At 67.7% G+C, this 26,863-nt stretch carries 28 protein-coding genes; 13 read left to right on the plus strand and 15 right to left on the minus strand.

The features are described 5' to 3' along the window. Positions 1–10: 10 nt before the first annotated feature. A complete protein-coding gene (locus ACWF4Z_RS21315) occupies positions 11–241 on the minus strand; it encodes a DUF4287 domain-containing protein (RefSeq protein ID WP_452244834.1) in 231 nt (76 codons plus the stop codon). Between the two features lie 217 nt (positions 242–458). Beyond that, the gene (locus ACWF4Z_RS21320; RefSeq protein WP_452244835.1) at positions 459–1,517 is read right to left on the minus strand and encodes an SGNH/GDSL hydrolase family protein; all 1,059 of its coding nucleotides are present in this window, start codon (positions 1,515–1,517) and stop codon (positions 459–461) included. A gap of 75 nt (positions 1,518–1,592) precedes the next feature. Here ACWF4Z_RS21320 and ACWF4Z_RS21325 point away from each other — a divergent pair, with 75 nt between their 5' ends. Then, on the plus strand, positions 1,593–2,966 hold the full coding sequence (locus ACWF4Z_RS21325) for a cystathionine beta-synthase (RefSeq protein ID WP_452244836.1): 1,374 nt from the start codon (positions 1,593–1,595) through the stop codon (positions 2,964–2,966). A gap of 256 nt (positions 2,967–3,222) precedes the next feature. Here the strand turns inward: ACWF4Z_RS21325 and ACWF4Z_RS21330 are convergent, their stop codons facing one another. Together ACWF4Z_RS21330 and ACWF4Z_RS21335 are read right to left on the minus strand one after the other, a co-directional pair. Beyond that, positions 3,223–4,674 carry a flavin-containing monooxygenase gene (locus ACWF4Z_RS21330; protein ID WP_452244837.1) on the minus strand — a complete coding sequence of 484 codons (1,452 nt, stop codon included), beginning with the start codon at positions 4,672–4,674 and terminating at the stop codon, positions 3,223–3,225. A 216-nt stretch (positions 4,675–4,890) separates the two neighbouring features. Further along, the gene (locus ACWF4Z_RS21335; RefSeq protein WP_452244838.1) at positions 4,891–6,120 is read right to left on the minus strand and encodes a lactate racemase domain-containing protein; all 1,230 of its coding nucleotides are present in this window, start codon (positions 6,118–6,120) and stop codon (positions 4,891–4,893) included. Between the two features lie 188 nt (positions 6,121–6,308). On the opposite strand from ACWF4Z_RS21335, the gene ACWF4Z_RS21340 reads away from it, so the two are divergent. Next, positions 6,309–7,688 (plus strand): FAD-binding oxidoreductase, encoded by a 1,380-nt coding sequence (locus ACWF4Z_RS21340; protein WP_452244839.1) that lies wholly within the window; start codon positions 6,309–6,311, stop codon positions 7,686–7,688. On the opposite strand, the gene ACWF4Z_RS21345 is transcribed toward ACWF4Z_RS21340, so the two are convergent. Then, a complete protein-coding gene (locus ACWF4Z_RS21345; protein WP_452244840.1) occupies positions 7,654–8,406 on the minus strand; it encodes a hypothetical protein in 753 nt (250 codons plus the stop codon). The two genes, ACWF4Z_RS21340 and ACWF4Z_RS21345, sit on opposite strands and share 35 nt — an antisense overlap. Positions 8,407–8,504: 98 nt before the next feature. Between ACWF4Z_RS21345 and ACWF4Z_RS21350 the strand changes: the two genes are divergently transcribed. Then, complete coding sequence (locus ACWF4Z_RS21350) at positions 8,505–8,930, plus strand: NUDIX domain-containing protein (RefSeq protein WP_452244924.1); 426 nt, start codon at positions 8,505–8,507, stop codon at positions 8,928–8,930. Here the strand turns inward: ACWF4Z_RS21350 and ACWF4Z_RS21355 are convergent. After that, entirely contained in the window at positions 8,918–9,640 is a 723-nt protein-coding gene (locus ACWF4Z_RS21355; RefSeq protein ID WP_452244841.1) for a class I SAM-dependent methyltransferase, read from the minus strand. The two genes, ACWF4Z_RS21350 and ACWF4Z_RS21355, sit on opposite strands and share 13 nt — an antisense overlap. Positions 9,641–9,705: 65 nt before the next feature. Between ACWF4Z_RS21355 and ACWF4Z_RS21360 the strand changes: the two genes are divergently transcribed. After that, a complete protein-coding gene (locus ACWF4Z_RS21360) occupies positions 9,706–10,116 on the plus strand; it encodes a nuclear transport factor 2 family protein (protein WP_452244842.1) in 411 nt (136 codons plus the stop codon). Between the two features lie 108 nt (positions 10,117–10,224). Here the strand turns inward: ACWF4Z_RS21360 and ACWF4Z_RS21365 are convergent, their stop codons facing one another. Further along, positions 10,225–10,527: a phosphotransferase-like protein gene (locus ACWF4Z_RS21365; RefSeq protein ID WP_452244843.1), complete on the minus strand. Its 303-nt coding sequence runs from the start codon at positions 10,525–10,527 to the stop codon at positions 10,225–10,227. Positions 10,528–10,621: 94 nt separating this feature from the next. On the opposite strand from ACWF4Z_RS21365, the gene ACWF4Z_RS21370 reads away from it, so the two are divergent. Continuing rightward, complete coding sequence (locus ACWF4Z_RS21370) at positions 10,622–11,152, plus strand: DinB family protein (protein ID WP_452244844.1); 531 nt, start codon at positions 10,622–10,624, stop codon at positions 11,150–11,152. 60 nt (positions 11,153–11,212) lie between these two features. Here ACWF4Z_RS21370 and ACWF4Z_RS21375 read toward each other — a convergent pair whose 3' ends face one another. Then, positions 11,213–11,797: an HdeD family acid-resistance protein gene (locus ACWF4Z_RS21375; RefSeq protein ID WP_452244845.1), complete on the minus strand. Its 585-nt coding sequence runs from the start codon at positions 11,795–11,797 to the stop codon at positions 11,213–11,215. 175 nt (positions 11,798–11,972) lie between these two features. Beyond that, complete coding sequence (locus tag ACWF4Z_RS21380; RefSeq protein ID WP_452244846.1) at positions 11,973–12,218, minus strand: hypothetical protein; 246 nt, start codon at positions 12,216–12,218, stop codon at positions 11,973–11,975. 82 nt (positions 12,219–12,300) lie between these two features. Here ACWF4Z_RS21380 and ACWF4Z_RS21385 point away from each other — a divergent pair, with 82 nt between their 5' ends. Together ACWF4Z_RS21385 and ACWF4Z_RS21390 are read left to right on the plus strand one after the other, a co-directional pair. After that, positions 12,301–12,633 (plus strand): nucleoside triphosphate pyrophosphohydrolase, encoded by a 333-nt coding sequence (locus ACWF4Z_RS21385; protein WP_452244847.1) that lies wholly within the window; start codon positions 12,301–12,303, stop codon positions 12,631–12,633. A gap of 116 nt (positions 12,634–12,749) precedes the next feature. Then, a complete protein-coding gene (locus ACWF4Z_RS21390; protein ID WP_452244848.1) occupies positions 12,750–13,481 on the plus strand; it encodes a class I SAM-dependent methyltransferase in 732 nt (243 codons plus the stop codon). Between the two features lie 27 nt (positions 13,482–13,508). Here the strand turns inward: ACWF4Z_RS21390 and ACWF4Z_RS21395 are convergent, their stop codons facing one another. From ACWF4Z_RS21395 to yczR, 3 genes are all read right to left on the minus strand, one after another. Next, a complete protein-coding gene (locus tag ACWF4Z_RS21395) occupies positions 13,509–14,402 on the minus strand; it encodes a hypothetical protein (protein WP_452244849.1) in 894 nt (297 codons plus the stop codon). A gap of 131 nt (positions 14,403–14,533) precedes the next feature. Continuing rightward, positions 14,534–15,172 (minus strand): peptide-methionine (S)-S-oxide reductase MsrA, encoded by a 639-nt coding sequence (msrA, locus tag ACWF4Z_RS21400; protein WP_452244850.1) that lies wholly within the window; start codon positions 15,170–15,172, stop codon positions 14,534–14,536. A gap of 226 nt (positions 15,173–15,398) precedes the next feature. Continuing rightward, a complete protein-coding gene (gene yczR / locus ACWF4Z_RS21405; protein ID WP_452244851.1) occupies positions 15,399–16,838 on the minus strand; it encodes a MocR-like transcription factor YczR in 1,440 nt (479 codons plus the stop codon). A 62-nt stretch (positions 16,839–16,900) separates the two neighbouring features. Here yczR and yczE point away from each other — a divergent pair, with 62 nt between their 5' ends. The 4 genes from yczE (at position 16,901) to ACWF4Z_RS21425 (ending at position 20,079) form a co-directional block, all read left to right on the plus strand. Then, positions 16,901–17,575, plus strand: a complete 675-nt coding sequence (gene yczE, locus ACWF4Z_RS21410) for a membrane protein YczE (RefSeq protein WP_452244852.1) — start codon at positions 16,901–16,903, stop codon at positions 17,573–17,575. A gap of 59 nt (positions 17,576–17,634) precedes the next feature. Further along, entirely contained in the window at positions 17,635–18,252 is a 618-nt protein-coding gene (locus tag ACWF4Z_RS21415; protein WP_452244853.1) for a GNAT family N-acetyltransferase, read from the plus strand. Between the two features lie 3 nt (positions 18,253–18,255). Next, positions 18,256–18,717 (plus strand): hypothetical protein, encoded by a 462-nt coding sequence (locus ACWF4Z_RS21420; protein WP_452244854.1) that lies wholly within the window; start codon positions 18,256–18,258, stop codon positions 18,715–18,717. 96 nt (positions 18,718–18,813) lie between these two features. After that, positions 18,814–20,079, plus strand: a complete 1,266-nt coding sequence (locus tag ACWF4Z_RS21425) for an endonuclease/exonuclease/phosphatase family protein (RefSeq protein WP_452244855.1) — start codon at positions 18,814–18,816, stop codon at positions 20,077–20,079. A 216-nt stretch (positions 20,080–20,295) separates the two neighbouring features. On the opposite strand, the gene ACWF4Z_RS21430 is transcribed toward ACWF4Z_RS21425, so the two are convergent. Further along, entirely contained in the window at positions 20,296–21,840 is a 1,545-nt protein-coding gene (locus tag ACWF4Z_RS21430) for a hypothetical protein (protein ID WP_452244856.1), read from the minus strand. 8 nt (positions 21,841–21,848) lie between these two features. Next, positions 21,849–22,430, minus strand: a complete 582-nt coding sequence (locus ACWF4Z_RS21435) for a hypothetical protein (RefSeq protein WP_452244857.1) — start codon at positions 22,428–22,430, stop codon at positions 21,849–21,851. Positions 22,431–22,633: 203 nt separating this feature from the next. Between ACWF4Z_RS21435 and ACWF4Z_RS21440 the strand changes: the two genes are divergently transcribed. Continuing rightward, positions 22,634–23,782 (plus strand): cystathionine gamma-synthase, encoded by a 1,149-nt coding sequence (locus ACWF4Z_RS21440; RefSeq protein WP_452244925.1) that lies wholly within the window; start codon positions 22,634–22,636, stop codon positions 23,780–23,782. Positions 23,783–23,834: 52 nt separating this feature from the next. After that, positions 23,835–25,118, plus strand: a complete 1,284-nt coding sequence (locus tag ACWF4Z_RS21445) for an AI-2E family transporter (protein ID WP_452244858.1) — start codon at positions 23,835–23,837, stop codon at positions 25,116–25,118. Between the two features lie 690 nt (positions 25,119–25,808). On the opposite strand, the gene ACWF4Z_RS21450 is transcribed toward ACWF4Z_RS21445, so the two are convergent. Further along, positions 25,809–26,858 (minus strand): hypothetical protein, encoded by a 1,050-nt coding sequence (locus ACWF4Z_RS21450; protein WP_452244859.1) that lies wholly within the window; start codon positions 26,856–26,858, stop codon positions 25,809–25,811. Positions 26,859–26,863 lie beyond the last annotated feature (5 nt).

Raw genomic sequence — 26,863 nt, forward strand, 5'->3', positions numbered from 1 at the left:
TGTTCCGGGGTTAGCTCATTCGCCGGTGCGCTCTGACCAGGTCGTACTCGTGGACGATGGCGGTCGCGTGCCCGTGAGCGAGGGCGTACTCGCTGGAAAGCCATCTCACTCTGTCATCGAAGCGCAGGAACGACGGTCCGTCGTTCATCAGCTGGAACCACTCGGTCATCTCACGTCCGGTGCACCTGGGCACCTTCTCCACCAGACGCTGATGCGTCTCCTCGGAGTGGTTCAAGCCCATCTTCGCCTCCCGTCATCGGGGTATCGCGTAGTTATCGACTGTGCACCACAAAGACGCCGGGAAGCAAGACCTTCTTCATGTATCTCCCCGCTCAGCGGACGCCCACTCAAGGGAAAACAAGGGAAGGAGAGGGAGGTGGCTCAAGCAAGACCTTCTTCATGTATCTCCCCGCTCAGCGGACGCGTGTGCCGGCTGGCAGTTTGCGAACTCTCAACAACTAGTGGCTAACGGGTACAGCGTTCTCTGGGGAGGTGTTGTCTTCTACTCGGTCTACCTCGGCTTTGGGGTGGCGGCGGCGGTGGCGTAGGGCGGCCCAGCGGCCTCGGGGGCCGCGTTCTCGGCCGGCTACCTCGGTGGCGGCGACTTCGGTGCCGGCGGTGCGAGCCGCCTGGACCGCTGCCTCGGCGATCGGCAGGATCGCTTCGCCGCGGAACGACTCGGGGCTCACGAACGACTCCGGTCCGACGCCCATCGCAGCCGCGACCGATGGCAAGAGTGCGGCCGACGCCGCGGCGTACCCGATCGCGGACGGGTGGAAGTTGTCCCGACCCCACATCGTCGGATCGGTGCTGAAGACCGGTCCGAGCAGCGACCCCAGCGACACCGTCCGACCGCCCGCCTCGACCACAGCGATCGTCTGCGCAGCGGCCAACCGATGGCTCCAGGCCCGCGCGACCTGGCGCAGCGGCGGCACGATCGTACGGACCACGCCGAGATCCGGGCAGGTGCCGACGACGACCTCGCAGTTCGCGGCGCGCAACCGGCGTACGGCGGTCGACAGCAGCCGGACCGACGTGGACGGCGTCATCTGCGCCTTCACGTCGTTCACACCGATCAGGATCACCGCGACGTGCGGCCCGGCCTGCAGCGCCGCGTCCACCTGCTCGGCCAGATCGGTCGACTTCGCGCCGGTCTTCGACACGTCGACCAGCCGCACCGACCGCTCGGCGAGCTCGGCCAGCCCCGACGCGAGCAGCACCCCAGGCGTCTCCTCCGGCGACTCGGTGCCGTATCCGGCCGCGCTGGAGTCGCCGAGCATCGCGAACGTGATCGGACGCCCCGGAAAACGCCCGTACACCCCGTCGCCAGGCGTCGGGTAGTACCGCATCGGGCCGATCACGCGTTTGACGTACTCCGCCTCAGCCGTCAGCAAGCCGTACAGCGTCGCCCCGATGAGTCCGAGTCCCCCGCCCCCCACCGCAGCGGCTTGCGCCAACCGCTTCGCCGACCGGGCCTTGCTCGAAACTTTTCCCGCCCCACCACCCCGGTTAGTCATAGTTCCAGGATTACACGCTGTGATGTACAAGCAAGTGAAATAGGGGATAGACACACGCATCACTAGAGTGAAGGCGTGCGCTACGCAGAATCACTCCTGGACCTGGTCGGCAACACGCCTCTCGTGCGGTTGTCGAAGACAACAGACGGCGCCAAGCCGCTCGTGCTCGCCAAGGTTGAGTACTTCAACCCCGGCGGCTCCGTGAAGGACCGGATCGCGGTCCGGATGATCGAGGCCGCGGAAGCCTCCGGCGAGCTGAAGCCCGGCGGGACGATCGTCGAGCCGACCTCCGGCAACACCGGTGTCGGGCTGGCGATGGTTGCCCAGCAGAAGGGCTACAAGTGCGTCTTCGTCTGCCCGGACAAGGTCAGCGAGGACAAGCGCAACGTGCTCAAGGCGTACGGCGCGGAGGTCGTGGTCTGTCCGACCGCGGTGGCTCCGGAGCACCCGGATTCGTACTACAACGTCTCCGACCGCCTGGTCCGCGAGATCGAGGGCGCGTGGAAGCCCAACCAGTACGCCAACCAGAACAACCCCCGCTCGCACTACGAGACCACCGGTCCGGAGCTGTGGGAGCAGACCGAGGGCAAGATCACCCACTTCGTCGCCGGTGTCGGCACGGGCGGCACGATCAGCGGCACCGGCAAGTACCTCAAGGAGGTCTCCGGCGGTCGCGTGCAGATCATCGGCGCCGACCCCGAGGGCTCGGTGTACTCCGGCGGCAGCGGCCGTCCGTACCTGGTCGAGGGCGTCGGCGAGGACTTCTGGCCGGAGACGTACGACAAGACCATCTGCGACCGGGTGATCGAGGTCTCGGACGCGGACTCGTTCGCGCTCACCCGCCGGCTGGCTCGCGAGGAGGCGATGCTGGTCGGCGGCTCGGCCGGTATGGCCGCCGCGGCCGCGATCCGGCTGGCGCACGAGCTCGATGATCCGGACGCCGTGATCGTCGTGCTGCTGCCCGACGGCGGCCGCGGCTACCTGACCAAGGTGTTCAACGACGAGTGGCTGGCGCAGTACGGCTTCCTCGCACACGCTCGGCAGGGCGTCACGCTCGGTGAGATTCTTGCCCGAAAGGACGGCAGCCTGCCGCCGTTGGTGCACACTCATCCGCACGAAACGATCGCCGAGGCGGTCGAGATTTTGCGCGAGTACGGCGTCTCCCAGATGCCCGTGGTCCGGGCCGAGCCGCCGGTGATGGCGGCCGAGGTGGCCGGCGCGGTGTCGGAGCGGACGTTGATGGACGCGCTCTACTCCGGCAAGGCGCGGCTGGCCGACATGGTCGAGCAGCACATGGACACCGCCCTGCCGTCCCTCGGTGCCGGCGAGCCGGTCACGCGGGCGGTCGAGCTGCTCGAGGACCGCGACGCCCTGATGGTGCTGGACGACGGCAAGCCGGTGGGCGTGCTGACCCGGCAGGACCTGCTGGTCCATCTGTCCGCCGACTGACCTCCCCGCGAGGGAAGGACTTAACGGTCTACGACCGAAGGCACGATGGCGAGCAGGGCCATCACCACGATGCCGATCACGATGGCTGCTGCTCCCGCAATCTGAAGGATTTCCATACCTCAAGAATCCTTCAGCGCGGGGCGGCAGACATCGGTCCGAGGACCGGTCTTGCCTTCATCCCAAGGTCGTACGCCGAACCCCGGCCCCTCATCCTTCAGGAGTGCGGGTAAACCCCGACCTGTCCCTTCGGCCCCGGCTACCGGACCAGGACGAAGTCGGACGGATCCAGCCGGCGGGTACGACGCCAGTACGTCAGCGTGAAGTCGGGCCAGATCGAGAAGTTCCGACCGGATTCGTCGTGGTAGTAGCTCTGGCAGCCGGACTCCCAGACGGTGTTCTCGAGCTCGGCCTGGAGCTTGTCCACGAACCGCTCCTGGACCTCCTCGCGGACCTCGACGTACGACGCTCCCCGCCGGCGCAGCAGGTCCAGGGCCTGCATCACGTACCGGACCTGGGCCTCGATCATGAAGACCACCGACGAGTGGCCGGTGTTGGTGTTCGGCCCGGTCAGCAGGAACAGGTTCGGGAAGCCGGCGACCGTGATGCCGAGGTGCGCACCGATGCCGGTGCGCTTCCAGTGGTCGGCCAGGGCGACGCCTTCCTTGCCGAGGACGGGCATCCGGGTCAGACCGACCGACACCTTGAACCCCGTGCCGTACACGATCGTGTCGCAGGCGCGCTCGGTCCCGTCCGCGGTGACCACGCCGGTCGGGGTGATCCGCGTGATCGGGGTGGTGACGAGGTCGACGTTCGGCCGGGTGAAGGCCGGATAGTAGTCGTTCGAGACCATCACCCGCTTGCAGCCGATCTGGTAGTCCGGCGTCAGCTTGGTCCGCAGCTCGGGGTCGGCGACCTGTTTGCGCAAATGCCGTTTCGCCTGTAATTCAAGGCCTTTCATCAATTTCGGGTTGCCGCCGAACCCGGCGCCGCGGCCCTCGAGTCCCCAGTAGATGACGTCGCGGATGAGCCGCTGCCCGGCCGGGAAGCGTTCGTGCATCCGGCGTTCACGCGGTCCGATCGCTCGGTCCGGCTTCGGGGTGATCCACGGCGCCGATCGCTGGTACACGTCGAGCTGGGCGACCTGCGGCGCGAGCTGCGGGACGAACTGGACCGCCGAGGCGCCGGTCCCGATCACGGCGACGTTCCGCCCGCGCAGGTCCTGCGAGTGGTCCCATTGCGCCGAGTGGAACGTCGTACCGGCGAACGAGTCCAGGCCCGGGACGTCCGGCACCTTGGGCAGGTGCAGGTTGCCGACTCCCATCACGAGGGCCTGGGTCTCGATCGTCTCCGAGCCGTTCACGGTGACGGTCCATCGGCCGGTCGTCTCGTCGAAGGCCGCCTCGGTGACCTCCGCGCCGTACCGGATCTTGTCCGCGATCCCGTACTTGTCCGCACAGTGCCGCAGGTAGGCGAGGATCTCGTCCCACGGCGCGAACATCCGGGTCCAGCGCGGGTTCTGCTCGAACGAGAACGAGTAGAGGTACGACGGGACGTCGCAGGCGCAGCCGGGATACGTGTTGTCCCGCCAGGTGCCGCCGAGTTCGTCGGCCTTCTCCAGGATGACGAAATCCTCGCACCCGGCCTGCCGCAACTTGATCCCCATGCACAACCCGGCGAACCCGGACCCGATCACCACGACCTCACTCATGGTTGCTGAGGTTACCGGTGGGTCATCGGCCTGGGAATGGGTCTTCCAGGTATTCGGGGTCGCGGTAGCCGATCCCCCGACGATCCCCATTTCAGGGGCCGACCCCTCAAAGTGAGGGTTGGGCACCGGTATGCACCTCCGCTACCCACCATTTCGGGGGTCGGCCCCTGAAATGGCCCAGCGCACCACGGCGCACCACGGCCACCCTCTGGAGCGCTACTTCAGCCGGTGCAGGATCTCGCCGGCATTGGGTACGACGAGGGTGTCGGGGTCGTCCTCGTACGCCGTCAGGTCGATGGTCGCGGGATCCAGGTAGGCGAGGTTGGCCCGGCGTACGACGTCCTCCGGGATGCCGGTCGCGAGCGTGACGTGCACCCGGAGGTGCTCACCGGTCGCCGGGTCCCAGGTGCCGGCGCCGCGGAGGTGGGTCGAGTGCGCGAGGACGCCCCAATGCAGGTCGCGGAAGCGCTCCCACTGGCCGACGAAGTAGTCGCGGCAGTGGTAGCCGATCTCCTCGATCTCGGGATGCATCGCGGCCAGTTGGTGGACGTGTGGCGCCACGAGGATGACCTCGCCGCCGTCGGCCACGATCGGCTCGACCTTGTAGAACCCCTTGGCGGCGGTCCAGATGTCGGCGTACCTGGGCGGCATCAGCGAGACCACGCGCTGGACCGGATGGTCGAGGTACCGGACGTGGGTCTGGGCGGAGACCTCGGCGGCCGCCTGCCACGACGATTGCGTGTCACCGAAGGCGATCGCGTGCAGTGAGTCGGTGCCGGACTGCGCGACGACCGACAGCGCCAGCTTCTCGGCCGGGATGAGTGAGGCGGCCTCGTCGATCAGGGCGCGGACCGGTGTGATCCCCGGCGTACCGATGATGGTCGCGCTGGTGATCAGGGCGCCGAGCCAGTGGCTCAGATCGATGACCTCCTGGCCGGCCACCCCGGGGAAGAAGTACTTGTTGCCGCCGGAGAAGCCGACCACCTCATGGGGGAACACCGGCCCGACGACCAGCGCGACATCGTGCTCGACCACCGCGCGGTTGAGCCGCACCGGGACCGCGTCGCGCAACATCTCGTCGGAGATCTCGCCGACCCGGTCCGCGCTGATCGCGCCGAGGTCCGCGAACGTGTCCGGCTTCCACCACTCGTGGTTGAGCACGTTCGGGTAGTCGCCGCCGAGGTGCTCCTTCAGCTGCTCGGCGGTCATCTCGGCATGGGTGCCCAGGGCAACCAAAATCGTGACCTTCGCGGCCCGGCCGTCCAGGGCCTGATGCACCGCCCGGAGCAGCAACGGCAGCGGGCAGCTGCGGGTGGCGTCCGGGACGATCACACACACGCTGCGTCCCTCGAGCCCGGCACCGGTCAACTGGTCACCGATGAAGCCCATCACCTCGTCGTCGGTCAGGACCTGCCCCGCGCCACCGATCATCGCCGCACTAGTCACGCCTCGACCCTACCGAGGCGGGCGCGGCCGGACCAGCTGTGACCGCCCGAAAACCCTTCGTAGGCGTGGAATCGCGTCATCGGCGGGGTCGCGTTAGCGGTAGGAAAGGCGCGAGCGGTTGACCGGTTTCGGGTGACGGCGGAGGATCGGTGGATCGCCTGGGGGAGTGAGCGAGGGGGAGTTTCACCATGTCCAAGACGATGGAATGGTCGAGACCGCAGGGCTTCGGGGGAGTACTGCTGCGTGCCGGGGACGCGCCGTACGACGAAGCCCGGACGGTCTTCAACGGGATGATCGACAAGCGGCCCGCGATGATCGCGCAGTGCGAATCGGCGGCCGACGTTCAGGCCGCGCTTCGGTACGGCGTCGAGCACGAGCTGGAGATCGCGGTGCGCGGCGGCGGTCACGGGGTGGCCGGGACCGCGGTCACGGACGGTGGTCTGGTCGTGGATCTGCGCCGGATGAACAGTGTGCAGGTCGACCCGTTCGCCCGGATCGTGCGCGTCGGTGGCGGGGCGACCTGGGGTGATCTCGACGGGGCCTGCCAGCGGTATCTGTTGGCCACGACCGGTGGACGCGCCTCGACCACCGGGGTGGCCGGGCTGACGCTCGGCGGCGGGTCGGGGTGGCTGGAGCGGAAGTTCGGGCTCGCGTCGGACGCGCTGGTCTCGGTCGAGCTCGTGACCGCGGACGGCCGGTTGCTGATCGCGGACGAGACCAAGAACAGCGAGCTGTTCTGGGCACTGCACGGAGGCGGCGGGAACTTCGGGGTCGCGACGTCGTTGACGTTCCACCTCCAACAGTTGCCGACCACAACCTTGGCGCTGCTGCTCTGGCCGGCCTCGGCCGGGCCTGACGTGCTTCGTGCGTACCGGGATCTGATCGAGCAGGGCGCGCCGGAGGAGCTGGGTGGCGGCGTGATCTTCCTGACCGGGCCGCCGGAGGAGTTCGTGCCGGCGCACCTGCACGGGCAGCGGCTCGTCGGTGCGGCCGGGATCTACGCGGGGTCCGAGGCGGAGCTGCGGGAGGTGTTCGCGCCGCTGTTCGCGCTGTCGCCGGAGGGGGCGATGGTCGCCGAGATGCCGTACGCCGCTATCCAGTCGGCCCTCGACGATCCGCCCGGATTCCGCAACTACTGGTCGGCCGAGCATCTGTCGTCGCTGCCCGATCCGGCCGTCCGGGCGTTTGTCGATCGGTCGGCGGACATGCTCTCGCCGTCCCCGTCGCAGCAGGTGATCGTGCCGTGGGGTGGCGCCGTACGGCGTGGTGCCGAGAAGTGGCCGCAGCCGCACCGGGCGGCGGCGTGGGTGGTGCACCCGTTCGGGCTGTGGTCGGATCCGGCCGACGACGCTCGTGGGCGGCAGTGGGCCCGGGATGTGTGCTCGGACCTCGAAGAGTGGTCGACCGGGTACGTGTACCTGAACTTCATCGGCAACGAAGGGCAGAACCGGGTGATCGCGGGGTTCGGCCAAGCGAACTACGACCGGTTGTCACGGGTGAAGTGCGAGTTCGACCCGGACAACGTGTTCCATCTCAACCAGAATATTGAGCCTGGGTGGCCTTGCTGACGCGTGACCACTGGACGGCCACGATCGCGGCGTACGCAACGGCGCCGACGGGGACGGCCCAGAGCCGCACGAACGGGAGCTGACCGCTGAGCGCGGTCGCCACGAAGATCACGCCGTACACGGTGACTCCGGCGATCGCGCCCCGGCGGCGGCTGTCGAGCTCGGTGCTGGGGAGCGGGCCCAGATGCCGGTCCAGCGCAATGCCGAGCGCGCTCAGGCCGGCGAGCGACGCGAGGACGCAGATGATGCCGCCGGGCAGCCCGCCGAAGACGATCGCGGCCGCGTTCACGAACGACAGTGGCGCGATGGCGACGCCGACATCGACCGCGCCGAAGCCGAGGTGGGTCAGCCGTCGGCGTTTGAGGTCGTTGTCGGCCGGCCGCAGACGGCCGGGGTCGCCGGAGAAGCGCCGTACGGTCAGGATGAGACCGGTCAGGAGGACGACGAGACTCAGTACGCCGACCAACGACAGGACCACCGAGGTCGTGGTCGACATGTACTGCACCTGCCCCTGGCCGAAGTCGCAGGTCGCGGTCGGCGGGAACCAGGTCGTGTGAACAGCGACGAACGCACCAAGATCCTGGTGAATCCGCTTCGCACACGCCTCACCCGGGTCATACCAGTTCGGCTGCGCGAGAGTCACCGCGGTTGTCCACCCCAGCGCCAGCCCAAGCCCAACCGCCAATACCCACCCGGCCCGCCGCTTCACCCACTCCACGTCCCCTACCCTCTCACCCGATGACATACGAAGGTTCTTACCTCTGGGGTTCTTACCTCTGGAAACTCCGACAGGCGGTGGGATCACGGCCGTTGTTGATGCCGGGAGCCCAGGTCCTACTGCTGGACTCCGCTGACCGAATCCTGTTCCAACGAAGCCGAGACTCCGGCTTATGGGAACTCCCCGCCGGTGCGGCCGAACCCGGCGACAGCTTCCGGATGACCGCCTCTCGTGAGCTTCTCGAGGAGACCGGGCTGACGGTGGCGCCGGAGGATCTGGTGCCGTTCGCGAGTCTGTCGGAGGCGGATCTCCACACGCTCACGTATCCGAATGGCGACGTACTCCACTGTTTCGCGTTGTGCTTCGAGGCGCGGCGGTGGAGTGGGGAGCTCCGACCGGCGGCCGATGAGGTGCTGGAGGCGGCGTTCTTCGCCGAGCCGCCCGAGGACTTGCATGCGCCTACTCGGGTGGTGTTGGGGTTGTATTCGGGTTATCGGCGGACGGGGTTGTTTCAGGCCTGGTAGCTGGCGACGGTGATGAGGTTTTCGCTGGCGGGGGTGAGCGGACCGCGGGACCAGTCGCCGTACTGGGCTTCTACGGTGAAGCCGGTTTTTGTGAGTACGGCGTTCAGGGGGTCGACGCCGATGAAGTTGAAGGCGGCGCGGTCCGTGCGGAGCGGGGTGTCGTCGCGGAGCGCGGTGGTTTCGGTGACCGTGACCACGACTCCATCGACCTTCTCGACGTGGTAGATCATCCGGAGCTCACGGCCGTTGTGGTCGACGACGTCGTACGGGTTGTCCGGATTCCAGCTCTCCCATTCACGGACCTCGGGGTTGCGGGTGCCGAAGACGAACCGCCCGCCGGGGGTGAGCGCCGTACGGATCCTGTGCAGTGACTCTTCGAGATCCTCGACCAGGAACTGGAACGCGTTACTCGCCATCACCGCGAGCTCGAACTCACCCACCCAGGCGATGTCCGCGGCCTTCCCGTCGACCAACTCCGCATCCGGAACTCGCACCCGCGCCTTCGCCAGCATCGCCGCATCCGGATCGATCCCGGCCATCCGCCCGGCATGCCCCTCAGCCCGCGCCTTCGCGAGCAGCACTCCCGTCCCGCACCCGACGTCCAAGACGCTGCCGGCCGCCATCACGTACGACAAATAGAAGTCGTCACTGGATCCCCAGCCATTGAGTACGTCGTAGAGCTCAGCCGCATCGGCGTCGGAGTACGTCACACCGCCTATCGTCCGGACCGCCGCAACCCATTTCCTTAACGCATCCACAGGCGTTCCATCGAGGTATGAGCGAACGAGCAGATTTTCTGGCGTGGTTCGAGACAGAGCTCCACGACGCGGAGATCGCCGTACACAACGGCGACGCCGGGAAGCGCGATGCGCTGTGGTCCACCCGGGACCCGGTCACTGTGTTCGGGGCCTGGAAGACCACCACGACGTCCGCGCAGACGAGAGCGCTGTTCCAACTGCTCGCGGACAGCTTCTCCGGCAGCGAGTCGTTCGCGTACGAGTTGGTGTCCGCAGACGTGGCCGGGGACCTCGCGTACACGATCGCCTTCGAACACACCGTCACCCACGTCAACGGCGAGCTGCGCACCTACTCGCTCCGGGTCACCCAGCTCTACCGCCGCGAAGACGGTGCCTGGAAGGTCTTCCATCGCCATGGGGACACGAAGACCGATGCCCAGAATCTGTAGTTGCTCTACCCGAGCTTGGCCCTGAGTTCGTCGAAGGCGGTCGGGGGTCCTTCGGTCAACCGATCCCGGATCAGGGCTGCACATTCGGCCGGCGTGTGGTGGTCGGAGTCAACCTGTACGTCGTACGTGATCCACCACCACATCGTTGCCCGCGGCAGCCATCCCGGCCACGGCCCGGTGAAACCCCAACACCATCCGCTGCGCCGCATCCTGATCCCACTGCCGCCACTTCCGGCGCTCCCGGAAGTGGTCGATCCCGAGATGGAACCACCCGTCGTCCAGCCCGTCGACCAACTCCTCGGCGATCGACGACTTCCCGGAACTCGACGTTCCGTTCAGCAGGATCAACCGCCCGACCCGCGCCTCGGCCGTCACCTGATGCGATACGACGATCGGCTTCTCCCCAGTCACCCCGAGATCCTAAGCTCGCCGGGAGTTACAGTGACGCGGAAAGTGGTCGGGGTAGAGGTCAGTATCTGGCCGCTACGGTTCTTAGGGTGGGGATATGACAACGAACGAGCAGATCGTGGTTGGTGAGCGGGCCGACATTCTCGAGTTTCTGGGGAAGCACCGAGGCTTCCTGCGGAAGACCGCGGAAGGGCTCACCGACGAGCAGGCGAACACGCGCAGCACGGTCAGCGCGCTGACGGTCGGCGGACTGATCAAGCACGTGACCGCGGTCGAGCTGAGCTGGGCCGAGTTCGCCCAGGCCGGCGGTGGCGACGAGGCGTCCGGCGAGACCGAGTACACCCCGGAAGCCATCGCCGCGTGGGAGAACAACTTCCGACTGGTCGAGGGCGAGACGCTGGCCGGCGTACTCGCGGAGTACGAAAAGGTTGCGGCCGCCACCGACGACCTGGTCCGCACGCTGGACCTCGACGTGTCCTACGAACTCCCGTCCGCGCCATGGCAGCCACCGGGCGTCTTCTGGTCGGTCCGCCGCGTGTTCCTCCACATCACCGCCGAAACCGCGCAGCACGCCGGCCACGCCGACATCATCCGCGAAACAATCGACGGCCAAAAAACCATGGGCTGAGGCACTGAAAGGGCGCCGGCTGGTGCCGGCGCCCTTGGGTTGTGCGGTGATGGTGCGGGCTCAAGCGACTGCGTGGGTGAGGCGGTGGGCGGTCTGGTCGAGGCTGCGGACCTGGCTGCGTAGGACGAGGGCCGTGACGCCGTAGAAGATGCTGTAGAGGCCGAAGACGATGGCCAGGGACACGGCGCCCAGATCGGGCCGGATGAACAGCGCGGCCGCGAACACGATCGAGACCAGTCCGCTCAGGATGAACCAGGCACGCTGCCCGGCGCGACGACCGCTGGTGAACGCCATCGCGATCTCGACGACTCCGGTGAACAGTGCCCACCAGCCGACGATCAGCGTCAGAGCAAGGGCCGTCGGACCCGGCCAAACCAGTGCGACGACGCCGGCCGCCACTGACACCAGCGACAGCAACAGGTAGCCGACCACCGACCAGCCACGCTCACTGCTGAAGGCGCGGCCCGCATCGGCGACCGCCGCGACGAACGCGTAGACCGCGAAGAGGATGACGAACGCGCCGACGGTGATGTTCGGCCAGACAACGGCGACAGCCCCGACCGCGATGGCCAGCAAACCGCGCCACAACACTGCATTGGAAACCTTCCGGCCCACCTGGGACTCGGTAGCTGTAGCGGTACTCATCTCAAACTCCCTGCTCTCGATCTCGGGTAGCGGCACCAATTGATCTCGCCACCTCAAGACTCGCCCTCGAGCACCCCAGTCGAGCCAGGGTCACCCCCTGGCCCCATGCCTAGTCCCAACCCCGCACAGCACTTGCCCCCGTCACGCACGACTTACGCGTCACGGTTGACGGGCGCTACTCGTACACGATGTTCACCTGTTCGCTGACCGTGCCGTCCGGGTTCCTGACGGTTCGGCGCGTGGTCTCGGGTGGCAGTTCCCCGACTGTGCCGTCTGGCGGTACGACGGGCGCCATGACCGGGTTGCCCTCGTCGTCCAGCACGACCCGGCCGTCGTCTCCAGCCACCGGCGCCACGGAGCCGGGCACGAACGGCCCAGGTTCCTCCTGCTGCCGTGGCTGCGACGTCTCATCCGGGACCATCCCGCCACCTCCGTCCTGGGCACCGTCGCTTGTCCGATGGTCAGCACAGTCTTTGTCTGTCAGGAACGGTACGGTCTCTCGGATGGTGGAGGAACAGATGAGCGCTCACGGCAAGCTGGTGAGGGATCGGATTCCGGAGATCATTCGGGCGAATGGCGCTGAGCCGATCACGTATCAGGCCGAGCCTGCCGAGTTCCGGCGCCGGCTGCGCGACAAGCTTCTCGAAGAGGTGGACGAGTTCCTCACCGCCGACGAGACCACCGCCGTCGAGGAACTCGCCGACATCCTTGAGGTCATCCGCGCCCTGGCAGCCAACCTGGGAACGACCCCAGACGACCTCGAAGCCACCCGAGCCACCAAGGCCGCCGAGCGAGGCGCATTCACCACCCGAACCATCTGGACCGGCACCCGCTAACAGTGATGTCGCCGTCCAACCAGGATGCGTATCCGGCTGGGGAAAATGGTAGGCGGGTGGGGTGGGGGAGGTGTCAGGATGCGGGCATGGTGATGCGGGGGTTGAGTTTTGGGTCGGTGGCGGGGGCTTACGAGCGGTTTCGGCTGGGGTATCCGGTGGAGTTGCTTGAGTTGGTGACGGCGTATGCGGGTGGGCCGGTGCGGACTGCGCTGGAGATTGGTGCGGGGACGGGGAAAGCGACGCGGTTGTTCGCGGGGGGTGGGATTGCGGTCACGGCGACTGAGCCGGATGCGGCGATGTTGGCTGAGCTGCGGAAGCACTCGACGGCGAACGTGACTCCTGTGCAGGCCGCATTCGAGGATCTGCCGCTCGATACGTCGTACGACCTGGTGTATTCGGCTGCTGCCTTGCACTGGACCAACCCTGACGGCCGGTGGGAACGGATGGCGGAGCTCGTCCGGCCCGGTGGGGTGTTTACCTCGTTCGGTGTGCCGGTCGGGTTGGCTGATCCGGCCCTCAGGGAGGCCGCGCGCGCGGCCCGGGCGCCGTACCTGGACGACGACGGCGTCCCGTCGCCCGACGGCACTCCCGAGGATCGCCTGATGCGATGGCCGGGCACCGAGCTCGAGCAGTCCGAGTGGTTCACCGACGTCCGCCAGGTGGACCTCGAACGGCGGGTGACCGTGACTGCCGAGGACTACGTCGGACAACTCTCAACGGTCTCGGCATACGTCCTACTCGAGCCCGCCGACCGCGACGAGGTCTTCCGCCGAACCCTCGAAGCCCTCCCCAAGACCGTAGAACTAGATGCCCAGATCCACGTCCACCTCGCCCGCCGCCTGCACTAACAAGGCGCAGGGGCGTGACTTGCTCGGCTACTCGCCGTTCAGCCAGAACGCGGTGAGGGACGCGTGGACTCCGCCGTTGAAGACGACTGGGATCTTGCCGTACGACGTGATTGCGGTGGCGGTGCCGTTGGCTTTGCTGAACGCGTACTGGTACCCGGAGTCGGTGTTGTGGTCGATGCCTACGACAACGGAACCGAAGTTGGGACCGCAGTGTTCGACCAGGAGCGACTCGAACGAGGACCATCCGGACTTGCGGATCAGCTTGACGATCGGCTTCGCTTTCGCGGTGGTCGGGATGTGGATCGTGTAGAGCGCCCCGGCGGTGGTCGTCATCAGGAGAGTGTCGTACGTCGGTGCCTGGCTGATCATCGCCATCGCCTTGAAGCTCTTGAATCCACCGAACACGCCGTACGCCTTGTAACTGACACCGCTCGGCGCGTACCGGTAAAGGTTTCCGTTGGTGTTCAGGCCGTAGAGACACGCATGTGTGGGTCCCGGCGGGTCGGTGTAGTTCGACGTGGCGATCGCCTTGAAGGTGGTCCACCCACCTCCCAGCTTGGTCGCCGTCAACGGCTTGCCGCCGACGGTCGAGTGCCGGTACAGGTTCCCGCCCTGGAGGAGCAGCCCGTACGAGTACTGCTCGCCGCGGCGAGTCGTCGTCAGGTACCAGGTCGACATCGCCCGGACCGGGACGAACTGGGGAATCTGGAACTGATCCACGAGCCGCGGCGGCTTCGCGGCGGTGACGTTGGCCTCCATCGCACTGTGCGGACCATCCGCCCAGATGATCCAGTTCTCGCACGAAACGGAACGGGCAACCGTCCGCGGTCCGGCCGACGCAGCCGTCGCCTGCCCCTGCACGGCAGCACCCATCAACATCCCAACCCCAGCCAGAACCAGGCCAAGCCGCCGCACGTTCATCGAGTGATCCCCTCCACCGTCGATCCTGACCGCAGGCGATAGCTTCATTCCGCGACACCACGTGACGGATTGCCACTTCCTGCAAAACAAGAAGCGACCCCCGCCAGTTGGTGGGGGTCGCTTTCAGGAGATCAGGCCGGGAACTTGGCGCCGGTGTTGCTGTGGCAGCGGTAGCCGTTGGGGTTCTTGTGTAAGTACTGCTGGTGGTAGGCCTCGGCGTAGTAGTGGGAGCCGAGGGGGGCTATTTCGGTGGTGATGTCGCCGTAGCCGAGGGGCTTGATGACGGGGGCGTAGAGGTCTCGGGTGCGCTCGGCCTCGGCGCGCTGGGCGTCGGTGGTGTAGTAGATGGCCGAGCGGTACTGGGAGCCCAGGTCGTTGCCCTGACGCATGCCCTGCGTCGGGTCGTGGGTTTCCCAGAAGACCTTCAGGAGGTCGGTGAAGGTGGTCTTGGTGGGGTCGTAGACGACCCGGACCGCCTCGGTCTGGCCGGTGCGGCCGGTGCAGACTTCCTCGTACGTCGGGTTCGGGGTGTAACCGCCCGCATAGCCGACGGCCGTGGTGTACACGCCGGGCTGCTGCCAGAAAATCTCCTCGGTCCCCCAGAAACATCCGGTGCCGAACCAGACCTCCTCGAAGCCCTCAGGCGCCGGAGCGGTCTGGGGGGTGTGGAGGACGATGTTCTCCGCCGGTACGGCGAAGCTCGGAGTGGGCCGGCCGGGCAGGGCCGCCTCGGGCTCGACCAGGGCTGTATTGCGCTTGAAGAACGACATCTCACGCCTCTCGCAGTGTGACTCTCATAATCTCTCAACACGTGCACCAAGACGAACCTTCCCAACCCCCCTTACGGCACGATGACGTGCGATTTGGTGGGAAGAGCGGCGGTCAGGGCCGGCTGTGCGCGGTGATGCGGCCGGGCTGGACCACTCCGCTTCCCGCCGCTGCGGCCGTGCTGGTTCCACGACCACCCCTCAACGTGTCAGGTTTCCTGGGGTGGGATCAGGCGATCATGGTGGTGGGGCGGCGTGTGGGTGGGCCGGTTGTGAGGGAGGCGTACGACGACGCCAGGCGGGGGACTGCGTCGCGGAGGGTGTCGGGGTCGAGGGTGTAGGGGAGGCGGATGAAGGACTCCAGGCCGCCGTCGGGGGAGAAGCGGGAGCCGGCTACCAGGAGTACGCCGTTGCGCTGGGCTACTCCGACGAGGCTCGAGCCGACGGGGTCGGGGAGTTCACACCAGAGGGAGAGGCCGCCGGACGGCATGCGGAAGCGCCAGGACGGGAGCTCCGTGGATACGGCTGCCGCCAGTGCATCCCGGCGTTGAGCGAGCTCGGCGCGGCGTTCGGGCAGCAGCGTCGACCGCTCGCGCAACAACCGCGCAACGACCAACTGCTCCAGCACCGGCGCGCCGAGGTCAAGCGATGCTCGGGCGTCCAGCACGCGTGCCACCAGCGCCTCGGGCACCCGCATCCAGCCGATTCGCAGCCCGCCCCAAAACGACTTGCTCACCGACCCCACGGTGATCACCCCGGTCGGGTCGTACGACGCGAACGGCGGCGGCATCTCCTGACCGTCCAGCGACAGCTCGAACAGGGTCTCGTCGACGATCGCCGTCGTCCGGCTCCGCGCGAACGCACGCGCCAGCCGCTGCCGGTCCGTTGCCGACATCAACCATCCGGTCGGGTTCTGGAAATCCACCACCAGCCAGGCGGCTCGCGGCGCTGTCTGTCGGATGGTTGCCTCAAGCAACGGAAGGTCCCACCCTCCCGGCGACATCGGTACGGCGACCACCCGGCAACCGCTCCGCCGGATCGCGTCCACCGAGTTCGGATGCGTGGGACTCTCCGTCAGCACCCGATCCCCGATCTGCGTGATCGCCCGGACCGCGATCGAGGTCGCCGCCAACGCGCCCGCGGTCACGATGATCTGGTCCGGCGACGTCGGTAACCCGCGTTCGGCATAAGCCGCCGCGATCTCCTCCCGCAGCACCGGCAACCCCTGTGGGTGATACCCCGGTGTCGCCAGCTGGATCGGCAGATCCGTGGCCGCCGCGGCGACCGCCGTACTGATCCCCGGTACGGCGGACGGCGCCGCGCAGGTGAAGTCGTACAGACCGTCCATGTCGATCCCCGGCGCGTGCTGTCGCCCGAGCTCGGGCCCGATCCTCGACGGGAGGGCCGTGACGCTGCCCGACCCGCGCCGGCTGATCAGATACCCGCTGTCACGCAGCTCCCGGTACGCCGATGCCACCGTCGTCCGGCTCACCCCGAGAGCATCGGTCAGCTCGCGCTCACTCGGCACCCGCGACCCGGGCATGATCCGCCCGTCCGCGATCAGCAACCGAAGGCGCTCGGCCAGGATCCGGTACGCCGGACCAGGCCCGTCGGCCCACGCGCCGAGCAGTCCGGAGAGCGTGCTCGCGGGGAGATACTTCGCATCCATGCAGTCCACTATCGCGCAATTGGCTATCGATCACCAGGCCACTTGCTCCGCAGACTGGGGACGTGACCGCCACTTCCCCTGCTCCGACCCGCCAACTCGCGCCCATCAACCCGATCCAGCAGCTCAAGGCCGGCCACCTCCCGCGCCGCCTCGTCCAGCTGTACGTCGGCCTGATCCTGTACGGCGCCTCGATGGGCCTGATGATCAAGGGGAACCTCGGCCTGGATCCGTGGGACGTGTTCCACTCCGGCATCACCAAGCACCTGCCGCTGAGTTTCGGCACCGTCGTGATCGCGGTGAGCTTCGTCGTTCTGCTGGCCTGGATCCCGCTGCGGCAATGGCCCGGCCTCGGCACGATCAGCAACGCGATCGTGATCGGCCTCGTCACGGACCTGACGCTGTCGATCGTCGACAGTCCCAAGGCGCTCTGGTTGCGGATCGTCTTCATGCTTGCCGGTGTCGTGGTCAACGCGCTGGCCGGTGCGCTCTACATCGGCGCGCAGTTCGGCCCGGGTCCGCGGGACGGGCTGATGACCGGCCTGGTACGTCGTACGGGACTGAGCGTTCGCCTGGTTCGTACGACGATCGAGGTGGCTGTCCTCGCGTCCGGCTTCCTCCTCGGCGGCTCGATCGGCATCGGTACCGTCGTCTACGCCCTCTCGATCGGCCCCCTGGTCCACTACCTCCTCCCGCTGTTCACCGTTCGGCTGAAGCTCGAGCCGACGCCTTCGCGGTGACAGCCTGTTGACATCCGGGCCCGCCCGTCGCTTCCTGGTGCCTGGGGGTGGTGGGGTTGGTGATCCTCGCGCCATTGGGTGGGGCGGGGCGGGACGTCGTGGAAGCTGCCAGGCGTATCTACGTCGACGGTTTTCCACAGCGGCAGCGCGAACCGTTCGACGAGCTGCTCGCGGCGGTCCGCTCCGGTGACGAACTCGGCTGGGTTCAGCTCGACAACGACGTACCGACCGGGATCGCGTTCGCCCGGTTGCTGACGTCGGTCGACTGGTTGTTCCTCGAGTACTACGCGATCGACCGGTCGATCCGCAGCCGCGGCTACGGGACCGCGCTGTGGCACTCGATGCTCGACGCCGCGCCGGTGCGGCGCGTGATCCTCGAGGTCGAGGAGCCGGACGAGGCGGGCGATTCGGAGGAACGGATCATCAGGCAGCGCCGGATCGCGTTCTACGAACGGCTCGGCGCCGAACTGGTCGAGAACGTCGAGTACGTCGTACCGGATCTGACCGGGTCGGGGACGGAAGAGCTGCGGCTGATGTGGCTCGACCCGGCGCGGCCGAAGCTCGACCGGTCCGAGCTCCGGCGACTCCTCCCGGCGCTGTACTGCGAAGGCTACGAACTTCCGCGTGATCACCATTTGCTCGCCGCTGCGCTGAAAAGTCTCGACGAGGAGGGGTGAGGCGTGACGAGAGCGGAGTATCTGTCGGGGGTCGCCGTGCTGGTATCGGTGCTGTCGGCGATTCTCGCCTGGCGGATCGGCAGCCGGACCGTACGGAACATGTCGTATCGCAGTGCCACTGATCTGATGCTCGAGGTCGACCGGATCTTCATCGAGCATCCGTCGCTCCGCAAGTACTTCTACGACCAGATGGACTGCCCGAAGGGCCACAAGGATCGCGCGCTGGTCGAGGCCGTCGCGGAGCTGACCCTCGACGTCCTCGAATGCATCTGGGACGACCGGAGGAACTACAGCCGGAGGGATCTCAAGTCGTGGGACATGTACATCGGGGCCATGTTCGAGCAGAGCCCTGCTGTCGTGGAGGCCTACGATCCGACGTGGTATCCGACCCTGGCGAGCTGGTTCAGAGGACCTCGATGGTGGTCCATCTACCGGTGGCGCGGTGGAGTGCAGACCGCCCAGTGATCCAGTGAGCAGGGGAGTGTTCACTTCGCGTTCAGGTACGGCGGATGCCGCGGTGGTTAGCGTGTTGGGCATTCGGTCCGACTGGAGGAATGTGTGATGCGTAGGACTCGCAGGGTGGTGATCGCGCTCACGGTGCTCGCCGGAGCTCTGATCGCCGGTACGTCGACGGGCAACGCCGGCGGGGACAGACAGGACGGCGGGGGCGGGCACGACGGCGACGGGCGTGGGTCGGTCCGGTTCGCGACGTACAACGCGAGCCTGAACCGCGGTGCGGCCGGACAGCTGGTCACGGACCTGAGCACCACGACCAACGCCCAGGCGATGGCGGTGGCGGAGGTGATCCAGCGCGAGCGTCCCGACGTTCTGCTGGTCAACGAGTTCGACTACGTGCCTGATCACAAGGCCGCCGATCTGTTCCGGTCGAACTACCTCGAGGTGGGGCACCACGGTGCCGCGCCGATCCGCTACCCGTACGCGTACGTTGCGCCGTCGAACACCGGGATCCCGAGCGGGTTCGACCTCAACAACGACGGTCAGATCAGCGGTGGGGACGACGCGTACGGATTCGGTGTGTTCCCAGGCCAGTACGGGATGGTGGTGTACTCGCGCTACCCGATCGACACCCGTCACGTGCGGACCTTCCAGCTGTTCAAGTGGAAGGACATGCCGGGTGCGATGCTCCCGGACAACCCGGCGACGCCGGCGCCCAAGGACTGGTACTCGCCGGCCGAGCTGGCCGCGTTCCGCCTGTCCAGCAAGTCGCACTGGGACGTCCCGATCGAGATCGGTCACAACACCGTGCACTTCCTGGTGTCGCACCCGACGCCGCCGAGTTTCGACGGTGTCGAGGATCGCAACGGGACGCGGAACCACGACGAGATCCGGTTCTGGGCCGACTACATTCAGCCGGGGCGGAAGTCGTCGTACATCTATGACGACAAGGGCCGGTACGGCGGTCTGCAGCCGGGGAGCGATTTCGTGATCGCGGCCGACATGAACAGCGACCCTCTGGACGGTGACTCTGTGCCGGGGTCGATCCAGCAGCTGATCGACAACCCGCGGATCATCGACCCGCGGCCGACGTCGGCCGGTGGGCCGGAGGCCGCCACACTGCAGGGTGGCGTGAACACCACGCAGAAGAGCAACCCGAAGTACGACACGGCCGACTTCGCCGACACCCCGTCACCGGGCAACCTGCGGGCGGACTACGTACTGCCGTCCCGCAGCCTCAAACCGGTCGGATCCGGCATCTTCTGGCCGGTCCAGGCGGACCCGCTGTTCCGGCTCACCGGCGTCTTCCCGTTCCCGACCAGCGACCACCGCTCAGTCTGGCTCGACGTACGCCTCCCACACCGCCACTAACCACACTCCAAACAACGAACGCCGCCGGCCCCCACCGGCGGCGTTCCCCCCAAGCAACTGACCTGAACCAGTTGCCATGAGCTGGTCCATCTCCTGCAGGAACCCGATCCGGCGCCAGCTACCACGGCGACCGGCCGAGGCCGGTTGCCGTGAGCAACAACCTGTGTGAGTCTGCCGTAGCAAACCTGGTTTGCCCTTGGCAACTGCAAGGGGGTGTCAGCGCTCGGTTTTCGTCTCCTTGGTGGTGGCTGGGCCGGGGCCTGCCTTTCCGTTCGTCGCTGGGGTTGAGTTGGCCGCTGTCTCGGCGGCGGCCTGGCGCGTTGAGCCCTTGGCTGCCGGTGAGTCGAGGCCGACCTTGGCTGCTGCCGCGACGTCAGGATCCAATGCCGGGGTCTGGCCTTCGCTCTGAGCCCGGGTGTCGGTGTCGTCCGGGCCGACGCCCTGTTCGGCCGCCTGACCGGCCGGCGCCGGAGCCGCGGTAGTCGTGCCCTGCTCCGGAGCCGCCGCGTTGACCGCCGCAGACTCACCGCTCTGCTGCGCCACCTCCCCGTCAGCTTCAGGGATTGCGGGCGTGGTTCTCCCCGCGGCCCCGTCGACCCAAACCTCGTTCGTCGCCAGCCGCTCCGCCTCGGGGGCGACCTCGACCTCTCCTTCCCCGGAGAGATCCAAGGCGAGTTGTTCGCCCACGGCCGCATCCGGATCCGGACCAAGGTCCGTCGGATCCACAGCCGCGGCCTCCGCATCCACCGCAGCCGGGTCCACGGCTGCTGGATCGACCGCTGCGGCTGACGGGTCCACTGCTGCCGGATCGACTGCTGCCGGGTCCACGGCTGCCGGATCGACGGCCGCGGGATCTACTGCGGCCGGGTCCACGGCTGCCGGGGTTTGCTCGGTTGTGCCTTGTTCGGCTACCGGCTGTTGGGGTGGTGTGGGGGGTTGCTCGGCTGCTTCGGGAGCGGTCTGGGCGGCTTCGGGGCCGGTGTTCTGCGCAGAGGTCTCCTGGGCCGGCGCAGGCGTCTGCTGCTGTGCCGCAGGGTTCTGGGTAGCGATGATCTGGCGTAGCTGGTCCACCTCGGCGGACAGCCTGGCCATCTCCTGCTGGTTCTGCTCCATCTGCTGCTGGAGAACGATCGTGGCGTCGCTCAGCTCCTTGAGCATCTGCGCCATCCGCGTCAGGTGGTCCCCAGCCTGCTGCGGGGCCGGACCCGACTGATCCTGTCCGAACTGCGGCTGTCCCGCCGGCGCGACACCACGCCACTCGGGATTGATGACAGCCTGGATGTTGCCGTGCGCAAGGTTCCGGAGACGTCGGGCGTCGAAATCGGAGCCTCCGACTCGCTGCAGGTACACCCCGTCCCGCTTCTTGGCGTCGCGGTAGGCCATCGTGTAGGCGGCCTTCAGCATCTTCGTGCCGCGCCGCTGGTCCCGCATGTTCGCAAACCAGCGGCCGAGCCTGGTCCTGCCTCGTGGCCCGCCGGCTTGCGCCAGTCCGGCGGACACCGCCTGCTCAGCCTCCTGGGCGGGCCGCCCGAAGGCCTCCGGACGAAACTCCTTGGCCACGGTGTAGTACGCGAAGTCGCGGAGATCGGACTTCGTGAGATTCGACCGGCCGAGCCGACGGCGGATCTCCGGATCGGTCTGCTTCCGTTCGCGCCGGAGCGCCGAGTACGTCGCCTTGAGCATGTTCTGACCGCGCCGCCGGTTGTTCTCCCGGCCGCGCACGGCCCGGCGGTCCATCGGCTCGAGATACGGCTGAGTCATCGTGTCTCCTAGTCGATGTACACGGCGTAGTTGACGCCGACCGAGGTCGTCAGCGGGTCCTTGCTGGGCTTGGTGCTGTACAGGTGGAACTCGGCACCTGGTCGCACCCAGACGGCCAGGTGGCGCCGTCCGGTGCCCGCGCCGGGCTCCCACTCGTCGACGAAGCCCGGACTGTTCTCGTCGCCGAGGTAGTCCGGCCGTCCCCAGTGCCTGATCGCGAGCGCGAAGTGGTCGGTCCAGTGCTCGTCCAGCCCGGCCTCGGCAGCCGCGATGTCGTCCGGGCCGATCTCGTAGGCCGACCAACCGCTGTCCGGGCAGTCCGGGAACGCGAGGCCGTCGAACACGATCATCGTCGTACCGCGCGGGGTGGTGAATCCCCACGAGACCATCTCGGGGTCGATCACCTCACCCGGCTCCAGCGGCCACGGCCGCCAGGGGGTCTGCGCCATCACCCGATGGACCAGCGCACGGACGACCTCCGGACCCGAGTCGTCGCCGTCCGGGCCGGCGATCACGCTCCAGTCGCGAATCTCGGCGAGGTCCGCCATCGCCAGGTCGTCCTGGTCGAGCGGCCTGTCCTGCGTCTTCATCCGGCGCGGTCACCTTCCTGCTCCAAGCGGCCCATGCTGCGTGCATCGGGGGTGGCGGACACCAACGCAACCGTAGGCGGCCGAATGGGTCATTCGCCAGTCGGTACGACGTTGCTGTGGACAACTCGGATCCCCCCGAATCGTCCGGCTGTGGACGGTGTGCGAACCCGCATCAGACCAGGCCGTACGCTGGTCCGGTGAACATGGACCACCACTACGGCTTCGAGACGCTCGCCATCCACGCCGGAAACGAGCCTGACCCCACCACCGGATCGGTCGTGCCGCCGATCTATGCCACCAGCACCTACAAGCAGGACGGTGTCGGTGGACTGCGCAACGGGTACGAGTATTCGCGCTCCGCGAATCCGACCCGTACGGCGCTGGAGGAGTGTCTGGCCGCCATCGAGGCGGGTAACCGCGGTTTCGCGTTCGCGAGCGGCCTTGCGGCCGAGGACACCTTGATCCGCTCGATCTGCGTGCCGGGGGACCACGTAGTGTTCCCCGACGACGCGTACGGCGGCACGTTCCGCCTGTTCGCCCGCGTCCTGGGCACCTGGGGTGTCGAGATGACGCCGGCCGCGGTCACGCACCCGGAGGCGATCCGGGCCGCGATCCGCCCGGGCAAGACCAAGGTGGTCTGGCTGGAGACGCCGACCAACCCGCTGCTGAACGTCGCCGACATCGCTCTGGTCGCCCAGATCGCGCACGACGCGGGTGCGATCCTGGTGGTCGACAACACGTTCGCCTCGCCGTACCTGCAGCAGCCGCTGGAGCTCGGCGCGGACGTCGTCGTCCACTCGACCACCAAGTACATGGGTGGGCACTCCGACGTGATCGGCGGTGCGCTGATCGTCCGCGACACCGAGCTGACCGAGAAGATCGCCTTCCACCAGAACGCGATCGGAGCCGTTGCCGGCCCGTTCGACTCGTGGCTGGTGCTGCGTGGCATCAAGACGCTCGGCGTGCGGATGGACCGGCACAGCGACAACGCGGAGAAGGTCGTCGAGTTCCTGCAGCGGCACAAGTCCGTCAGCCAGGTCCTGTACCCGGGGATCGACGGTCACCCCGGTCACGAGACCGCTGCGAAGCAGATGAAGCGGTACGGCGGGATCGTGTCCTTCCGGGTGACAGGTGGCGAGCAGCAGGCGCTGGACATCTGCAACAAGGCCGAGGTCTTCACCCTGGGCGAGTCCCTCGGCGGCGTCGAGTCCCTGATCGAGCACCCGGGCAAGATGACCCACGCCTCGGTTGCCGGCACACCCCTCGAGGTCCCCGCCGACCTCATCCGCCTGTCTGTCGGCATCGAGACCATCGACGACCTCCTCCAGGACCTCGACCGCGCCATGGCGTAGTTCATGCGCTCACGGGCACTAGTGTCTGCAGCAACCTAGCTGCGGAGGTGTGATGAGCGAGGCGGGACGGGACGAGAGTCCGATGGCGGACAACGACGTACTCGACGAATCCAGCGCGACCGTGCCGGTAGTAGCGGACCACCCGGAGCCACCTGCTGTCAGCCAACAGCAGGTGGCCGGTGGGACGGTCGACCCCGGGGTGACGCGGGGGATGCACATCGCCAGCGCGTGGTCCTGGCGGTTCCTGGTGATCGTCGGTGCCGTGGTCGTGATCGGTTTCGCGATGCAGTACCTGTCCGAGGTCGTCGTACCGGTCACCGTCGGCATCCTGCTGACCGCTTTGCTCATCCCGGTCACGAACGGGCTTCAGCGGCTCCGCCTCCCGCGCGGGCCTGCCGCAGGCATCACCGTGATCGCCACGATCGTGGTCGTCGCCGGTCTGCTCACCCTGGTGGGTACGCAGATCGCAGGTCAGTTCGACAGCCTCTCGACCCAGGTCGGCGAAGGTGTCGAGAAGCTGCGCACGCTGGCCCGGATCAACTTCGGCCTCACCGACGCCGACGTCGCGAGCGCCATCAAGACATTGCGCGACCAGATCACCTCAGGCGGCGCAATCGGTCAGAGCGCGGCGGCGGTCGGTACGACGGCCACCCACGTCGTCGCCGGACTCTTCATCGCGCTGTTCTGTCTGTTCTTCTTCCTGTACCAGGGCAATCAGATCTGGGCCTGGCTGGTGCGCCTGTTCCCGCGCGGGGCGCGCGACAAGGCGGATTCGTCCGGCCGGAAGGCGTGGGTGTCGCTGACCGCGTTCGTCCGGGCGACGATCATCGTCGCCGCGGTCGACGCCGTCGGGATCTCCTTGGGGGCCGCGATCATCGGCCTGCCACTGGTGAGCGCGATCGGGATCCTGGTCTTCGTCGGTGCTTTCGTCCCGGTGGTCGGCGCGCTGGTCAGCGGCATCGTCGCCGTGCTGGTCGCATTGGTTGCCAAGGGCCCCATTGTTGCGATCGTGATGCTGGCGGTCGTGATCGGCGTACAACAGCTCGAAGCGCACGTGCTGCAGCCGTTCCTGCTCGGCCGCGCGGTCAGCGTCCACCCGCTCGCCGTGATCCTCTCGATCGCCACCGGCGTCATCATCGCCGGCATCGTCGGCGCCCTGGTCGCCGTCCCCACCGCCGCAGTCCTCAACACCATCGTCAACCACCTGGCCGGCAACGACGTCGATCCAACCCCGCCCAGACCCCTCCCGCCCTTACCCCGCCGCCGCCAATCCGCCACCGCAACCAGAGCCGCCACCCCCACCACCCCACCCGCCCAAACCGACGGAACGCCGTAGCCCCGAGCCAACAACCGAAGTACGCCTGGTCACCGCCGACCGACCGACCCACCGCGACGCCAACCGACCAACCCGCGCCGACGCCGACCGACCCGCGGCGATGCAGACCGACTCGCGGCGACGCCGACCGACCCGCCGCGACGCCGACCGACCGACCCGCCGCGACGCCGACCGACCGACCCGCCGCGACGCCGACCGACCGAACCGCGGCGACGCCGACCGACCAACCCGCGGCGACCTGGGCCACCGCCGCGCACGACCATCTCGTGGGATAACCCGTCCACCTGCCCCTTCTCCCACCGGGATCTCACGGGAGAAGGAGCAGGGCAACGGGTTATCCCACGAGATGGCAGTTGGTGGATGGGGTGCCGTAGCCGCAGCCCAGACAGAACGGGCCGCTGAACAGAACGATCGGTCGTCCTCCGGGGAGGGCGACCGATCGTTCTGTCTGCGGCTGAGCTTGGTCAGACTTCGTGTGGTACTCGCTCGCGCCGGTGCTGGGGGTGTTCGTGTGCTGGTTGCTCGGGCGGGTGTTGCGGGGTGTTCGTGTGCTGGTTGCTCGGGCCGGTAGTCCGGGGTGTTGGTGTGGTGCTTGCTGGCGCGGGTGTTCGCGTGCTGCTTGTTGGCGCGGGTGTTGTTGGGTGTTGGTGTGGTGCTTGCTTGCGCCGGTGTTGCGAGGGTGTCCGTGTACTACTTGCCTTGGCCCTTGTCTGGGGTGTTGGTGCTGACTGCGGCGCCGGTTTGCTGGGCCTCGCCCTGGGTGGTGGCCGGGGTTTGCGCGCTCTGCTCGGGGATCTTGCTGCCGGCAGGTGCCAGAGCGGGGTCGAGGGCCGGTACGTTCAGGCCGGGAATGGACAGCTGCTCGCCGACTTCCGCGGCGTTGGGGACCGGGGTCTCGGTGCCGGTCGCCGCGAGCTCGCTGCCCGCCTGCTGGACCTCCCGCGGCGACGCTGCCGCTGCCGCGCTCTCCGGGTTGGAGCGGATCGCGTTGACCAAGCGTCGCATCGTCTCGCCCGGGTGCCGGACCGCGCTGGCTACGGCCTTGATGACCGCCTGCCCCCGTGGCGTGGCCGCCGCGGCGAGGGCCGCACCGGTGGCGACAGCGGCCACGGTGTGAGCGGGGCCGCTCCCGTTGGCCGCCCACGTCGCCGCTTGCCCGACCGCTTCGGTAGTGGCGCCAATGGCTTGCCCAGTCGCGTCGATAGCTACCGCGCCGGCGTGGATGGCCGGCTGGATCACGTTGTCGTTGACGGAGTTCGCGAAGTCGACAGTCCCGTGGATCGCGGGCTGGATCACGTTGTCGTTGACGGAGTTCGCGAAGTCCACCGTCCCCTGGATGGCGGGCTGAACGACGTTCTCGTTGATCGACTTCACCAGGTCCGCGCCCGCGCCCCAGGCCTCGGCCCACCGGTCACTGGCCCAGCCGGAGAGCGCCGAGAGGTTCTGCTGGCCCGACTCGGTCTGGGAATAGACTCCCGCGACCGCGGCAGGCATTACCGAACGCCGTGCCACCCGCCCCCACCGCCCACCGCGCGAAGGACTCTGCGCGGCCGCGGGCGTGGCTGCCTCGGCCTGGGGAGCTGCCGGGGCGGGCGTTTGTGCGGCCCGGTACTCAGCGAGCTCCGTCTGGAGCGCGGCGATGCGTTCGTTCAGCTGCGCGAACATGGTCGCTGTGTCGACGGCGGCCGCTGGTGTCGGGGTGGCGGTCCCGGTCTGCGGGCCTTCTGCGGGAGTGCTCACTAGGG

Source organism: Kribbella sp. NPDC055071 (assembly GCF_053608045.1).